15 protein-coding genes, 1 pseudogene and 1 riboswitch are annotated in these 13,958 nt (G+C 60.2%); of the genes and pseudogenes, 9 read left to right on the forward strand and 7 right to left on the reverse strand.

Features of this window, described 5'->3' with window-relative positions; all coding sequences use genetic code 11:
• Positions 1 to 69 precede the first annotated feature (69 nt).
• The 5 genes from CJ178_RS23720 to CJ178_RS23740 are packed head-to-tail and all read left to right on the forward strand — an operon-like array spanning position 70 to position 4,686.
• Entirely contained in the window at positions 70 to 681 is a 612-nt protein-coding gene (locus tag CJ178_RS23720; protein ID WP_033236338.1) for a TetR/AcrR family transcriptional regulator, read from the forward strand.
• A gap of 11 nt (positions 682 to 692) precedes the next feature.
• On the forward strand, positions 693 to 1,475 hold the full coding sequence (locus tag CJ178_RS23725; RefSeq protein WP_373557489.1) for a 3'(2'),5'-bisphosphate nucleotidase CysQ: 783 nt from the start codon (positions 693 to 695) through the stop codon (positions 1,473 to 1,475).
• Positions 1,472 to 2,377 (forward strand): sulfate adenylyltransferase subunit CysD, encoded by a 906-nt coding sequence (gene cysD, locus CJ178_RS23730; RefSeq protein ID WP_095888153.1) that lies wholly within the window; start codon positions 1,472 to 1,474, stop codon positions 2,375 to 2,377. The genes CJ178_RS23725 and cysD overlap by 4 nt, the downstream gene beginning before the upstream one ends.
• Positions 2,377 to 4,278 carry a sulfate adenylyltransferase subunit CysN gene (gene cysN, locus CJ178_RS23735; RefSeq protein ID WP_095888154.1) on the forward strand — a complete coding sequence of 634 codons (1,902 nt, stop codon included), beginning with the start codon at positions 2,377 to 2,379 and terminating at the stop codon, positions 4,276 to 4,278. The genes cysD and cysN overlap by 1 nt, the downstream gene beginning before the upstream one ends.
• 45 nt (positions 4,279 to 4,323) lie before the next feature.
• Positions 4,324 to 4,686 (forward strand): nuclear transport factor 2 family protein, encoded by a 363-nt coding sequence (locus CJ178_RS23740; protein WP_033236342.1) that lies wholly within the window; start codon positions 4,324 to 4,326, stop codon positions 4,684 to 4,686.
• Here CJ178_RS23740 and CJ178_RS23745 read toward each other — a convergent pair.
• On the reverse strand, positions 4,676 to 5,929 hold the full coding sequence (locus CJ178_RS23745) for a GAF domain-containing protein (RefSeq protein ID WP_095888653.1): 1,254 nt from the start codon (positions 5,927 to 5,929) through the stop codon (positions 4,676 to 4,678). The two genes, CJ178_RS23740 and CJ178_RS23745, sit on opposite strands and share 11 nt — an antisense overlap.
• Before the next feature lie 37 nt (positions 5,930 to 5,966).
• Positions 5,967 to 6,746: an acetoin reductase gene (locus CJ178_RS23750; protein WP_033236344.1), complete on the reverse strand. Its 780-nt coding sequence runs from the start codon at positions 6,744 to 6,746 to the stop codon at positions 5,967 to 5,969.
• A 209-nt stretch (positions 6,747 to 6,955) separates the two neighbouring features.
• Between CJ178_RS23750 and CJ178_RS23755 the strand changes: the two genes are divergently transcribed.
• The gene (locus tag CJ178_RS23755) at positions 6,956 to 8,101 is read left to right on the forward strand and encodes a hypothetical protein (protein ID WP_095888155.1); all 1,146 of its coding nucleotides are present in this window, start codon (positions 6,956 to 6,958) and stop codon (positions 8,099 to 8,101) included.
• A 42-nt stretch (positions 8,102 to 8,143) separates the two neighbouring features.
• Here the strand turns inward: CJ178_RS23755 and CJ178_RS23760 are convergent.
• Positions 8,144 to 8,740, reverse strand: a pseudogene (locus tag CJ178_RS23760) (hypothetical protein); the annotation flags it as partial.
• A 54-nt stretch (positions 8,741 to 8,794) separates the two neighbouring features.
• On the opposite strand from CJ178_RS23760, the gene CJ178_RS23765 reads away from it, so the two are divergent.
• Both CJ178_RS23765 and CJ178_RS23770 read left to right on the forward strand, forming a co-directional pair.
• Positions 8,795 to 9,250 carry a MarR family winged helix-turn-helix transcriptional regulator gene (locus tag CJ178_RS23765; RefSeq protein WP_095888156.1) on the forward strand — a complete coding sequence of 152 codons (456 nt, stop codon included), beginning with the start codon at positions 8,795 to 8,797 and terminating at the stop codon, positions 9,248 to 9,250.
• Positions 9,251 to 9,365: 115 nt separating this feature from the next.
• Positions 9,366 to 11,213, forward strand: coding sequence for a flavin-containing monooxygenase (locus CJ178_RS23770; protein ID WP_095888654.1), 1,848 nt, complete (start codon positions 9,366 to 9,368; stop codon positions 11,211 to 11,213).
• A 59-nt stretch (positions 11,214 to 11,272) separates the two neighbouring features.
• Here the strand turns inward: CJ178_RS23770 and CJ178_RS23775 are convergent, their stop codons facing one another.
• The 3 genes from CJ178_RS23775 to mhuD form a co-directional block, all read right to left on the reverse strand.
• Positions 11,273 to 12,037: a CbtA family protein gene (locus CJ178_RS23775; RefSeq protein WP_045068352.1), complete on the reverse strand. Its 765-nt coding sequence runs from the start codon at positions 12,035 to 12,037 to the stop codon at positions 11,273 to 11,275.
• Positions 12,028 to 12,222 (reverse strand): CbtB domain-containing protein, encoded by a 195-nt coding sequence (locus tag CJ178_RS23780; protein ID WP_033236349.1) that lies wholly within the window; start codon positions 12,220 to 12,222, stop codon positions 12,028 to 12,030. Before CJ178_RS23780 ends, CJ178_RS23775 begins: the two co-directional genes overlap by 10 nt.
• A gap of 26 nt (positions 12,223 to 12,248) precedes the next feature.
• Positions 12,249 to 12,369, reverse strand: a riboswitch (cobalamin riboswitch).
• Between the two features lie 74 nt (positions 12,370 to 12,443).
• Complete coding sequence (gene mhuD, locus CJ178_RS23785; protein ID WP_033236389.1) at positions 12,444 to 12,752, reverse strand: mycobilin-forming heme oxygenase MhuD; 309 nt, start codon at positions 12,750 to 12,752, stop codon at positions 12,444 to 12,446.
• Positions 12,753 to 12,796: 44 nt separating this feature from the next.
• Here mhuD and CJ178_RS23790 point away from each other — a divergent pair, with 44 nt between their 5' ends.
• On the forward strand, positions 12,797 to 13,534 hold the full coding sequence (locus CJ178_RS23790) for an alpha/beta fold hydrolase (RefSeq protein WP_095888655.1): 738 nt from the start codon (positions 12,797 to 12,799) through the stop codon (positions 13,532 to 13,534).
• Here the strand turns inward: CJ178_RS23790 and CJ178_RS23795 are convergent.
• Complete coding sequence (locus tag CJ178_RS23795) at positions 13,525 to 13,941, reverse strand: HIT family protein (RefSeq protein WP_045068355.1); 417 nt, start codon at positions 13,939 to 13,941, stop codon at positions 13,525 to 13,527. The two genes, CJ178_RS23790 and CJ178_RS23795, sit on opposite strands and share 10 nt — an antisense overlap.
• Between the last annotated feature and the right edge of the window lie 17 nt (positions 13,942 to 13,958).

Genomic DNA, 13,958 nt, shown 5'->3' on the forward strand with positions numbered 1-13,958 from the left:
CAGTAGCCAGTTTGTGAACAATGTTCAATAGCTGTTGAACATTGTTTAGCGAGCAGCTAGTGTGTGTGGATGAACGCAACGAACACCACGTCTGTCCGCGGAGATACGGAAGCACGGCGCCGAGGGATCCTCGATGCTGCAGCAGCCATCCTGGATGTGGGTGGCTACGCCGCACTGACGATTCGGAGCGTCGCCAAAGAAGCCGGTATGAGTCCCGGACTCATCTACCAGTACTTTGTCGACAAACGCGACATCTTTGCAGCTCTCCTCTTCGAGAGTCAGCAGGAGTTGACCGTGTTCATTGCCGAATTGCCACGCGATCAAGGCATATCGGCCCTGATCGCAGCTATCGTGCCTGAAACCACCAAGCAATGGGCCCGAGTCGGGCACGTGGCATCTGTGTGGAGAACGACCGAAGACGCTTCGAACTCCGACGGGCAAGCGGTCCAAGACTTACGACATTCCACCGAAGCACAATTTGCAGAGTTGCGGACAGCTCTCGAAGACGCAGCGGGTGCACAGGGGCTTTCACTCCGTGAGGGACCTTCCCTGATCCCCTTCGTCTGGGCCGGCCTCATGGGGCTGGCCGACACCATCGTCAACAACTGGGCCCAAGACCTCGATCCGACGGAGTACATCACGTACTCGGCAGACGGGCTAGCGAGGGCAATTACACACTGACTGGAGCATCGATGACGCGAACTACCACGCATCATGACGACCCACCCGAAATGACGTGCGATACAACCGCTGCCATCGATATCAGCACTGCCGCAGGAGAACTGCTCCTCCGGTATCGCGAAGCGTTGACTTCCGACGATGTCGAGCCCGTCGCATTCCGAAAGGGTGCAGACCGAGTCAGTCAGGAATTCATCGCTGGGGAACTGGCTCGCCGATTCAACGACGACGCGGTGCTCTCGGAAGAATCACCTGACAATGCTGTGCGGCTCGGTGCGTCGCGCGTCTGGATCGTCGACCCACTCGACGGAACCCGCGAGTTCGGTGAGATCGGCCGCGGTGACTGGGCTGTGCACGTTGCATTGTTCGAAAATGGCTCTCTCACAGCAGGAGCCGTGGCGCTCCCGGGTCTGGGAATAACACACTCGAGTAGAGACCCGGTACCGCTGTACAACGTCGTGCCGTCCAACCCTCGGGTTGTCGTAAGTCGCACTCGGAGGCCGGAGCCAGTGATGGCACTGGCCCGAGCGTTGGATGCCGAGTTGATCGAGATGGGCTCGGCTGGAGCCAAAGCCATGGCGGTAGTGCGCGGCGACGCTGACATCTACGCCCATGCCGGCGGACAGTACGAGTGGGATTCTGCCGCCCCGGTTGCCGTGGCTCAGGCTGCCGGCCTGCATGTTTCACGAATCGATGGCTCTGCTCTGCACTACAACCAAGAGAACCCTTGGTTGCCCGACTTGTTGATCTGCCGCCCTGAACTTGCTGCTACCGCACTGGAGGTGCTGAACCGATGACTACCGCGCTGACGCATCTCGAACGGCTCGAAGCCGAGAGTATCCATATCATGCGAGAAGCGCTCGCCGAGAGTGAAAATCCGGTGATGCTGTATTCGGTGGGCAAGGACTCCGCCGTGATGCTGCACTTGGCGCGCAAGGCGTTCTACCCGTCGAAGCTTCCGTTTCCGTTGCTGCACGTGGACACTACGTGGAAGTTCCGCGAGATGTACGGCCTTCGCGACGAGACAGCAGCGGCGCCGGACCTCGATCTCCTCGTGTACAAGAATCCGGAATGTGTGGAGAAGGGAATCAACCCCTTCACCCACGGCAGTGCCGTCCACACCGACATGTGGAAAACCGAGGGACTCAAGCAAGCCCTCGATCACTACAAGTTCGACGCCGCATTCGGTGGCGCCCGCCGTGACGAGGAAAAATCCCGCGCCAAGGAACGGATCTTCTCGATCCGATCGGCAGCGCACCGCTGGGATCCCAAGCAACAGCGCCCGGAATTGTGGCGGATGTACAACGTCCGCAAATCGCCGGGGGAGAGCTTGCGCGTGTTCCCGCTCTCGAACTGGACCGAGCTCGACGTGTGGGAATACATACGCCAGGAACAGATTCCGATTGTCCCGCTGTACTTCGCCGCCAAGCGTCCCGTCGTCGAACGTGACGGCGCGTTGATCATGGTCGACGACGACCGGATGCCGTTGCTGCCGGGTGAAACACCGGAACTCAAGAGTGTTCGTTTCCGAACCCTCGGGTGCTATCCGCTGACCGGCGCTGTCGAATCGACCGCGACATCCTTGACCGACATCATCCAAGAGATGTTGTTGACCACCACATCCGAACGCCAAGGCCGGGTCATCGACCACGACTCGAGCGCGTCGATGGAGAAGAAGAAGCAAGAGGGGTACTTCTGATGACCGTTTCCTCGGATCTGATTGCCGACGATATCGAACAGTATCTCGAACGTCATGCCAACAAGACGATGCTCCGCTTCATCACCTGCGGCAGTGTCGACGACGGCAAGAGCACGCTCATCGGTCGCCTTCTCTACGAATCGAAATTGGTTTTCGAAGACCAACTTACGGCTCTGGAAAACGACTCACGCAAGGTCGGCACACAGGGCGAAGGTCTCGATTTCGCGCTCCTCGTCGACGGACTGGCTGCCGAACGTGAGCAGGGCATCACTATCGACGTCGCGTACCGGTACTTCACGACCGAGCGTCGCAAATTTGTCGTCGCCGATACTCCTGGTCATGAGCAGTACACCCGCAACATGGTCACCGGCGCATCGACAGCTGACCTCGCGGTCATCCTCATCGATGCTCGCAAAGGTGTGCTCACTCAAACCCGCCGCCATTCGTACTTGGTTTCACTGCTCGGTATTCGACATGTAGTCATCGCCGTCAACAAACTCGATCTTGTCGACTACTCGCAGGAGGTGTTCGACAACATTGTCGCCGAATACCGTGCTTTTGCAGACGAAATCGGTTTGAAGAACGTCGTTCCGATTCCCATGTCGGCATATATGGGGGACAACCTCACCGAGCGCAGCGCGAATACCCCGTGGTACGACGGTCCGACACTTATCGATCACCTCGAAACCGTCGAGATCGACGATGATGTGCAGCAACGCCCGTTCCGTATGCCGGTGCAATGGGTCAACCGCCCCGACCTCGATTTCCGCGGCTTCTCCGGCCAGGTCACTTCCGGCATCATCCGCCCGGGTGATCGGATTCGAGCGCTTCCCAGCGGAAAGGAATCGACCGTCGCGCGCATCGTCACGATGGACGGTGATCTCATCGAAGCCATCGCCGGCCAATCCGTGACCATCACACTGACCGACGAGATCGACATCAGCCGCGGCGACATGCTCGCTTCATCGGATGCGCTGCCCCCGGTAGCCGACCAGTTCGAAGCCCACGTGGTGTGGATGGGTGAGCATGAGATGCTCCCGGAGCGGCCGTACCTCTGCCAGATCGGCACTATGACGGTCCAGGCTCGAATCACCAAGCCCAAGCACAAGATCAATGTCAATACTATGGAGAAGACGGCGACCGACACGCTTGCACTGAACGAAATCGGTGTCTGCAACCTGAGTTTCGACCGTCCGGTGCCATTCGACCCGTACGCCGACAACCGTGATACCGGTGGATTCATCCTCATCGACAGGTTGACGAACACCACCGTCGGCGCCGGACTCATCCAGCATTCTCTTCGGCGTTCGGACAACATTCACTGGCAGGCCGTCGATATCGACGAGAAGGCGCGAGAGACGCTCAACAGTCACAAACCGTGCGTAATGTGGTTCACCGGGTTGTCCGGCTCGGGTAAGTCGGCGATTGCCAACGAGTTGGAGCGTAAACTCCATGCGCTAGGCTGCCATACCTATCTTCTCGACGGCGACAACGTTCGCCACGGACTCAACCGTGATCTCGGATTCACCGAAGCTGATCGTGTCGAAAACATCCGCCGCGTAACAGAAGTCGCTAAACTTATGGCCGATGCCGGACTGATCGTCCTCGCTTCGTTCATCTCACCGTTTCAGATCGAACGTCAATCCGCCAAGGAAACCATCGGCGCCGATCAGTTCTTCGAGGTGTTCGTCGACACCCCGCTGGCTGTCGCCGAAAAGCGAGATCCCAAGGGGTTGTACAAGAAGGCGCGCAGTGGTGCGTTGAAGAACTTTACCGGCATCGACTCGCCGTACGAAACTCCGGTCTCGCCGGATATTCGTATCGATACGACGTCATCGTCGACTCTCGATGCCGCTGATCAGATAATCCGGCATCTGCTCGAACGCGGAATCATTCACTGATTTCTCGATCTGCTGATAACTCAACCCTCAATTAAGGAGTCCTACATGCCTTCTCGTGACGAGATCTGCGCCGTTGTCGACAGCTACGTCAAGCTGCTCGGATCGCACCAGATCGATGAGTTGATGGAATTGTTCCATCAGGGTGCTGTGCAGCACGAGCCCGTCGGTGTTCGCACCAATCGGGGTTTCGACGAGATTCGGGCATTCTTCGCCGAGAGTGAGGACACGCCGTTCACCGTGAGTCTGCTGACCCCTGTCACTGTTGTGGGCAAGTTTGCTGCGATGCAAATGCGTGTCGAGCGCGAAGGTTTGGAGGATTTTGCGTCTACAGATCTCTTCGAGTTCGATGACAACTGCAAGATTCTCTCGATCACTGCAGTCCCCGACATCAAGGCCCTCATTCCCTGATTCGGGCGGCCCGGACGGCTGGAGCGTTCGAGAACGGGAGCAGATGTGCACCGATGTCGGGGCAGGAGAGCGTGACCTGCGCTGCATCGACAAACCGATACGGTTGTGCTGCAACTACTCCAGCAAGATTCTTGCGTAGGCGGGACATCTCGGCCCGTACGGTCACCGTGCGGGCTGGGTCGTCGAACAGGTCCTGAGCTAATTGCGACGCGGTGCGCCCTCTTCGCTCCGATCCCAGGAGAAACAGAATTTCCGCATGGCGCTGGGTGGGGGAGTACGTCCATTCACCCAACTCCGAAGACACTGTTACCGACATGTTCTCGGAATCGCGCAGATCGACGTGCACTGTGGGAGCGGCGACGTTGCTACCGGTGGAGGTCGGCCTGATCAGCCAACCTCCTGGTAGTGGATCCAGTTCGCACACCCCGAGGGCCGGGAACCACGTCCGACCGGGAGCCAGCGCCGAGGGCAGCAGGATTCGAGTGCGATGTGGCAGAGAATCGACCGCCGCAACCCAGCCATGAGCGTCGGTGACCAGTGCGGGTGATCCGCCGCGTGCGAGCATCGGCGCTGCAACAGAACGTAATTGGTCGAGGTTGTCGCGGTGCTTGTCACGCAGGTGTGATTGGGCAAGACGTGCGACGGCGTCGACCAAGGCGAGTGTGGTGGGGTGAATGGTCTTGGCCGGCCCGCTGATGTCGACCACGCCGATTACCCGATCGTCTCGTGGATCTCGAATAGGTGCACCCGCGCAGGTCCACGGGTGATGGCTGCGCGCATAGTGTTCCGCCGAAAAGATCTGAACGGCTTGATGCGACACCAATGCGGTACCGATGGCATTGGTGCCGACAGAGTCCTCGGCCCAGTTTGCACCCTCGATAAATCCGAGCCGCCCCGCCTGATCCAGTACCCGATTGGATCCGCTGCGCCACAGCACTGTTCCACGTATGTCCGCGACAACCATGATGTTCTCGCCGCTCGCAGTCACCGATTCGAGTCCGCGGGTCACGTCGTCGAGTACGTCGTACAGGCCCGATTCACGGCGACGTAGGTCGAGTTCTGCCACATCCATCGACGGTTCGATTCGGCTCTGTTCAGGATCGACTCCCAGCTCTCTCAGCCGCTGCCAGGACTTGCGGATCACGTCGCGGGGACGAGCGGGGGATCGATCACCGGCCATCGTGGCGTCGTACACCGCGGCGAGGGTCCTCGCGTAGTTGCGAGGATCCTCACCGGGTGGCATCGCGGGCTCGGGCAACCGCGTTGTGGGTGTGGCCATGTCAGCGATATACCAACCCTCCGTCGATGAGTCCGGCTTGGCCGGTCATGTAATCAGAATCCGGTCCGGCCAGATAGGAGACAAACCCCGCCACGTCGTCGGGAGTCTCGGCTCGACCCAGAGCAATGCCGCCGACAAACTTTTCGTAGGTCGCACCTTCCGGTGCCCCGGTGAGTTCGGAGAATCGCTTGTCGATGGTGACCCACATGTCGGTTCCCACAACTCCGGGGCAGTACGCGTTGACTGTGATGCCGTCTGATGCGTATTCCTTGGCCGCAGCTTGAGTGAGTGCCCGGACGGCGAATTTAGTTGCGCTGTACACACCCAACATGGCAAAACCGTCGTGGCCTGCAATGGACGATGCGTTGATGATTTTCCCGCGCTGACCGAGTTCCTTGAACTTCGCGGCCGCGGCTTGAATACCCCACACCACGCCGTCGACGTTGACGCTCCAAATCTTGGAGACTTCCTCGGGGGTGACGTCGGACAGGGGGCCTACCAGTGCTATTCCGGCATTGTTGACGATGATATCGAAGCCGCCCAACGTTGAATGTGCGTGTTCAATGCTTGCCTGCACCTGGTCGCGGTCGCTGACATCGGCGATGAACGTGGTTGTCCGACGGCCGATTTCGCGAATCTCTTTGGCGACGGCATCCAGCTTGGTCTGGTCGAGATCGACTAGCGCGATGTCTGCGCCGTCGTGGGCGAGCCGGAGTGCGATTCCACGTCCGATCCCTTGGCCTGCTCCGGTGACCAGTGCAACTTTGCCGGTGATGCTCATATTCAGTGTCTCCTCGTTGGCGGGTAAGCCGATGAGTGAGTTATATGTGATGACGACCACACTATAGAAGGGTTGCATCGCGTTGCAAACCCGAACAATCGGACATCGATTGCAACTGTCGGCAACTCTCCCTGTGTCCGGTTCGGTGCCTTCATAGTTGCGCGACCACTTCGCGAATTGCTTTGTGGCACAAACCGGGAGAAGAAGATATGACTGCAACAGTCGATGTTCCGAAGGGTTCGGCGACGCCGAGCCGTCGACCCTCGCGCCGCTGGATTCCGTTCGGTGCTGCAAATCTTGTGATCGTTCTGGTTCTGGCTCTGGCGAGTTGGTATCTTCTGGCCGATCCGGTGACCAGCCCCTGGAATTTCTATCCGTTGCCGTTCAATGCAGCGCTGTTCTGGGCCATACTTTTTGTGGTGTTCATCGGCTTCAACTGCGAGTTTGCCGGATTCGATCGACTGCCGCAGCCGGCCAGAGGCGTTGCAATCATGGCAGCGACAGCCGTGTTCGCGGTTGTGGTGACGTGGTTGCTCGCCAACGGAATCGGGAGTCTGTATCCGGACTTCGCGGCAGACCGCGCCGGCGGTCTCGGCTACTTCGCCGGTGCGTTGTTTGTGCTGTTCGGGTTCGGAACCTGGGTGATGGTGGTGCTGAACTGGCAGCATTGGCCGTGGGTCTCCATCGGGATGAAGCAGCCGTTGGTGGGTCTGTGCGAGATCGCGTTTGTCGCGGTACCGACGCTTGCCCTGTATTTCGTTTTCGGGCTGCCGTCCGTATCGCTGTCCGCAACCAATCCATTGATGACCGTCGACACCGTGCTCGGGTGGTTCTACTGCGTTGTGGTGGTCGTGATCTTGACCGGTCAGACTCTGGAAAATTGGCCGTGGCGGCTGTTCGGTGGTGGAGGGAAAACCGCACTCGCGGCTACGGTGGGCAATTTTGCACTGGGAACCGGGCTGTACTTCGTGGCACTGTCTGTTGTGAAGGTTCTGCTGGGAAGTGCTGCGGTTGCCGAGTTGGGTGGCGTCGTGAATCAGTTTCCGGCCCAACTCGGTGTGTGCTGGGCCTTCTGGATGATCTTCTGGGCCAATGCATTCGGAAACAGGCCGACTGGGTTCGCTGACGGGGTGAACCTGTTGATCCGCGCAGTGCTCACGTTGGGGCTGGCAGTGGTGACGTTCCTCTTCTACTACCGTTTTGCTGCCGAGCACATTCTTCACGAACCCGCAGTGGCCGACGGATTGCACGGCAATGCACTGGGTTTCGTGGACTGGGCGGTGCTGTGGACGTTGTTCTACGTTGTCGGTTTCCAGTCGCTGGGGCTTGGCCGATTGAAGCCTGAATCCGTGTGAACTGGTTGCCCGCAAATGTATGCGGGCAACCAATCGCGTAGGTCAGACTTTCGTGAGGGGTGCTGACTCTGCGGCAGTTTCCTTCTGCGCCGCGTTCTTTCGTGCGGGAATCAGCAGCGTGATTGCGCCGGCGATCAGTGCGGCACCGCAGGCGATGAGCAGACCTGTACGGAACCCGGCTTCCGTCGGGAGGGTGTGACCGGCGAAGTCCATACTCATCTGAGCCAGGACAACGCCAACGGCAGCGGCGGAGATCGAGGTGCCGACGGACCGCATCAGGGTGTTGAAGCTGTTGGCCGACGCCGTGGCGGACGGCGGAACCGCGCCCATGATGAGGGCGGGCATCGAGCCGTAGGCAAGGCCGATTCCAGCGTTGCAGATGCAGGTCACGATCAGCAAGCCCCAGTCGGCGCCCTTGGACACAGCCAGCAGAAGCGAGACCAATCCGACTCCCAGTCCGAGTGCTCCGATCAGATCGAAGCGTTCGCCGGTGTTGTGTACCGGGGTGGCGGGAACGAAGAACCAGATCAGCACGGCGATGATCACGCTGAGAACGGCGGAACCCCAGAAGAGGACACGCCAGTTGGTGTGCTCGGCCACGGCAGCTGCCATTGGCAACCCGAGTGCGCCGCCGATGCCCGTCGTGTCGAGATTCGGTGCGCGGATCGAGAATGGATCGGTAGAAGGACTGGCATGGACAAGCCCACGCATTTGATCGAGTTCGAAACCATGCTGCTCGGGCGATACGTCGGCCTCCATCCGCCGCAGTACAAGCATGGTGGCAATCACCTCGATCGAAGTGCGTACACGTTGCTCAGTCGCATTGACATGCAAGGCCCTATGTCGATCGGTGAACTCGGCGAGGCCTTCGGGTTGGATACATCGACACTCAGTCGCCAGACGTCCGCAATGGTGAATTCGGGTTTGGTTCAACGTATTTCCGACCCTGATGGCGGTATGGCGCGAAAGTTCCGCATCACCGACGAGGGGATGCGCCGACTCGGTGCGGATCGGGCTGGCAAAGTGGACGGCCTGGATCGGGTCGTGGCTGATTGGGAACCTGAGGATGTGGCGACGTTTGCGATGTGGCTTCGGAGGTTCAATTCCGACGTCGAGAAACTAGCCGGACGTCCCTGGCCGCGAACGTAGCGGGCACAGTCCGGGAGAACTTCAACGGCCCGGGGATTGCAACGGATTGCAACGCTTGTGACCCGGGCCACTTATGCGATGTGCTGTGTATCACATTCCCAAAGAAGGAGAAGTGATGACGCAAACCATCGATTCCGCAGTCGTAGCCGCGGAAAGCTCGACGGCTGTGACACCTCAGGAGCGCGTCGACGCCTGGCTGGCGGATTTCGAGTCGGCGCTCGCCGCTCGTGACATCGAACGGGTCGCAGCAAAATTCGCCCTCGACAGCTTCTGGCGAGACTTGGTTTCGTTCACCTGGAACATCAAGACCGTCGAAGGTCGCGAGCAGATTGCCGACATGCTCTCCGAGCGTCTCGACGACACTGATCCTTCAGGATTCCGGACCACCGAGACCCCCGACGAAGCCGACGGCGTCACGTCGGCCTGGATCGAATTCGAGACCGCGACGGGCCGCGCGCACGGACACCTTCGGCTCAAGGACGAACTCGGCGAGCCTGTTGCTTGGACGCTGCTCACGTCGTTGCAGGAACTCAAGGGACACGAAGAGGGCAAGGGCACCCGCCGGCCACGCGGCGCGAAGCACGGGGCAGACCCGGACCGCATCACCTGGGCCGAACAGAAGGAGATCGAGGACCGCGAACTCGGCTACACCACACAGCCTTACGTCGTGATCGTCGGCGGCGGCCAGGGCGGAATCGCGCTCGGAGCGCGCATGCGTCAGCTCGGAGTTCCGGCCATCGTGATCGACAGCCACGAGCGGCCGGGAGATCAGTGGCGCGGACGCTACAAGTCCCTGTGCCTGCACGATCCGGTTTGGTACGACCACCTGCCCTACATGCCGTTCCCCGACAACTGGCCGGTGTTCGCGCCCAAGGACAAGATCGGCGACTGGCTCGAGATGTACACCAAGGTCATGGAGGTTCCGTACTGGAGTTCCACGACCTGCACGTCGGCGTCATTCGACGAGAAGGCCCAGGAATGGACCGTCGAGGTCAACCGCAACGGCGAGAAGCTGGCCCTGCGTCCCAAGCAGTTGGTGATGGCAACCGGGATGTCCGGCAAGGCAAACGTTCCGACGTTCCCCGGTCAGGACAAGTTCCTGGGCGATCAGCACCACTCGAGCAAGCACCCCGGCCCGGATCAGTACGGTGGTAAGAAGGTTGTGGTCATCGGGGCGAACAACTCCTCGCACGACATCTGCGGCGCTCTGTGGGAGAACGGCATCGACGTGACGATGGTGCAGCGCAGCTCGACGCACATCGTGAAGTCGGATTCGCTGATGGATCTGGGCTTGGGTGATCTGTATTCGGAACGCGCACTCGCCGCCGGTATGACGACACACAAGGCCGACCTCACGTTCGGTTCGCTGCCGTACCGGATCATGCACGAGTTCCAGATCCCGGTGTACGACGCAATCCGTGAGCGTGACAAGGACTTCTACGATCGCCTCGAGAAGGCAGGCTTCGAGCACGACTGGGGCGACGACGGTTCTGGCCTGTTCATGAAGTACCTACGACGCGGCTCGGGTTACTACATCGACGTCGGCGCTGCCGAACTGGTCGCGAACGGGGACATCAAGCTCGCGCACGGCAACATTCGTGAGCTGACCGAGAACAGCGTGATTCTCGAAGACGGAACGGAACTACCGGCCGACGTGGTGGTCTACGCAACCGGTTACGGCTCGATGAACGGCTGGGTGGCCGATCTGATCGGTCAGGACACTGCCGACAAGGTGGGCAAGGTCTGGGGCCTGGGGTCGAACACCACCAAGGATCCAGGACCGTGGGAGGGCGAGCAGCGCAACATGTGGAAGCCGACGCAGCAGGAAGCGCTGTGGTTCCACGGCGGCAATCTGCATCAGTCTCGCCACTACTCGCTGTATCTGGCGCTGCAGTTGAAGGCGCGCTACGAGGGCATTCCGACGCCGGTGTACGGGCTGCAGGAAGTGCATCATCTGAGCTGAAAACAAACTGCTGTGCGCCTTTTTTAACCGCCCGTGGTTAACAAAGGCGCACAGCAGGGTCAGCGCAGGGCGAACTTTTTCGCGACGTCGGCATCCTTGGTCGCGCGCTCGGTGAGGAAGGCAAATGCCAATCCGAGTGCAAGCCACAAGGTTGCCTGTGTAGCGAGGGACGAGAGGCGGAACTCCCACAGCAGAGTTGCCGGGAAGTCGTCGCCCACCTCGTTGATCGTGGGCAGCGAGAGGTAACCGATTGCCACGATGACAAGGAACGCAGCCACCGGAGCGGCGACGCGCACACTGAGGAACTCGTGGGCGGATACAGCTTTTGCCGCCGCGGCGGCCGCGGTGACGGCCAGCAGTCCGAGGATCACGGTCGCGAGCCACAGCCAGGTTCGCTGGTTGATCGTGTCGGGATCGCCGACGGCTGGTGGGTTGGCCGGGTACTTGAAGAACGGCACCGCCTCGATGGCGAGCCAGCCTCCCAATGCGATGGCCATCACCAACAACGGTCCGGACATGGTGGTGATCCGCCGCGCGTAGTTGGCGACTACGGCGAAGATGGCACCGAGGGCCAAGCCCGCGAGCGACGTTGCGAGGAAGAGTCCAGCGCGTTGACCGTCACGACTGACGAGTGGAGCTTCTTCGTCGCCGTGCGAGTGTCCGGCAGTTTCGCCGGCGGCACTGTTGGCTTCTTCGATCGCGATGGCAGCGTTGACGTGCGGTTCACCCAGCACAAATGCAACTCCGCCGGCAAGGATGCCTGCGATCAAACCAGCCAACAAGCCACGAATCAGAAGCTTCGTGAAATTGTCGACTAGTGGCACGGGAGGCCCATCAAGTGGCGTCCGTCGTGCATCAACTCATGCATGTACATGCCTGTGCGTGAGATTGCGCCCTGGTCGAATCCGACCAGGTAGAGAGCCAGCATCGCGAACAGCACAACAGCTGCGGCGAGGAAGGCAAGACGAGTCGAATCGATCGACGAGTCGGGAGAGTAGGCGAGTGCCATCGAAGCCTCCTGGGATTTTCGCGTCCCCTAGGTCAAATGCGATGGCCGAAGTGTCTGGCTGTCGAGGTGGTTTCACCTCGAATTACAGTGGCGCGACCGCTCCGGGCTTTCACCGGATTCCTGTCGACCATCGCGTGTACAGAGCGCACTTTAGCAGTGAACACACGAAAATCGTGAAGGATTTTGTTCGCTAGGCGACCAAAATCCTTCACGATCACGGATCAACTCTTGGCGGGGACGTCCAGAACGACCTCGAACTCGAGCAGCGACGCTCCCGAGGCGACGGGCTTGGCGCGCTCACCTGAGTGCGCTGCGCGGGCCGGGCCGTCACGCCAGTCGGCGAACGCCTCCTCGTTTTCCCACTGCGTGACCACGAAGTAGCGGTTCTCGCCGGCGGTGGGGCGCAGGAGCTGGAATCCGAGGAATCCGGGAGAGTTCTCCACGGCATGAGCGCGTGCTGCGAAGCGCTTTTCCAGTTCGGGGCCCGCGCCCTCGGGGATTTCGATTGCATTGATCTTCACGACTGCCATGTAAGCGACATTACCGCGCGGCTCCACCGCGTACGGTGACATTCGTGTTGCATGACGAAGGTGGTACCGGCCAGCCGATTCTGTTGTTGCACGGCCTCATGGGTAGTGCCCGGACGTGGCGCCGGCATGTGCCCTGGATTCGCGAGTTCGGCCACGTCTACACGTTCGACGCGGCCGGTCACGGACGGCCGGCGCCCGCAGAATTGACGACCGAGGCCTTTGTCGAAGACCTTGCGTCGGCCGTCACGATCATCGACGAGCCGATGATCGTGATCGGGCACTCGATGGGTGCCCTGCACGCGTGGTGTTTTGCCGCCGCACATCCGGACCGAGTGCGTGCGTTGGTTCTCGAGGACATGGCACCGGATTTTCGCGGGCGCACTGCGGAGGACTGGGCTCAGATGGTGTCGTCGTGGCCGCAACCGTTTGCCACCGATGACGCGGTGAAGGAATTCTTCGGTCCGGTTGCAGGACAATACTTTCTGGATTCGTTCGATCGCCGTGACGACGGGTGGTACCTGCACGGTGACGTGTCGACCTTCCGCGATATCTCGGAAGAATGGGGCACGCGACATTTCTGGGATCAGTGGAGTGCAATCGAGGTACCCACCCTTCTCGTCGAGGGTGAGTTCACGATTACCCCGCAAGGCCAGATGCGCGAGATGGCAGAGCGTCCGGGGACTCGGTATGTGCGCATTGCCGACGCCGGTCACCTTGTCCACGATGATCAACCAGAGCAGTACCGCGACGAAGTGACGGCGTTCCTGGTTGATCAGAGCTGACTTCGGATCGACGCTCCCGCTTCTTCGAGTTCGACGGCTCGCCTCGCCAGGAGCCCGGCTGCGAACTTGGCTTTGTCTCCGCTGTGTCGCGGCACAACGTGCAGATGGGAGTGAAAGACGGTCTGACCGGCAGCACGACCGTCGTTGACCAGGATGTTGACGCCGTCTGCGGCGATGTCGCACCTCCGCAGCGCGCCGGCGATGAGTGTGCCTACCCGGAACATCTCTGCGCCCTCGTGGTTTTCGAGTCCGTCGAGGTTGGTGGCGTGGCGTTTGGGCACAACAAGGGTGTGTCCGCGACTGACCGGGCGGGCGTCGAGAAAAGCGAGCACGGTTTCGGTTTCGAAAACACGAATTGCGGGCTCGTCTGCCGAGATGATGTTGCAGAAGACGCAGGTATGGCTCATGACTACAGAATGTATCC

The sequence above is a fragment of the Rhodococcus sp. ACPA4 genome, from assembly GCF_002300185.1.
Lineage (GTDB): Bacteria > Actinomycetota > Actinomycetes > Mycobacteriales > Mycobacteriaceae > Rhodococcus_F > Rhodococcus_F globerula.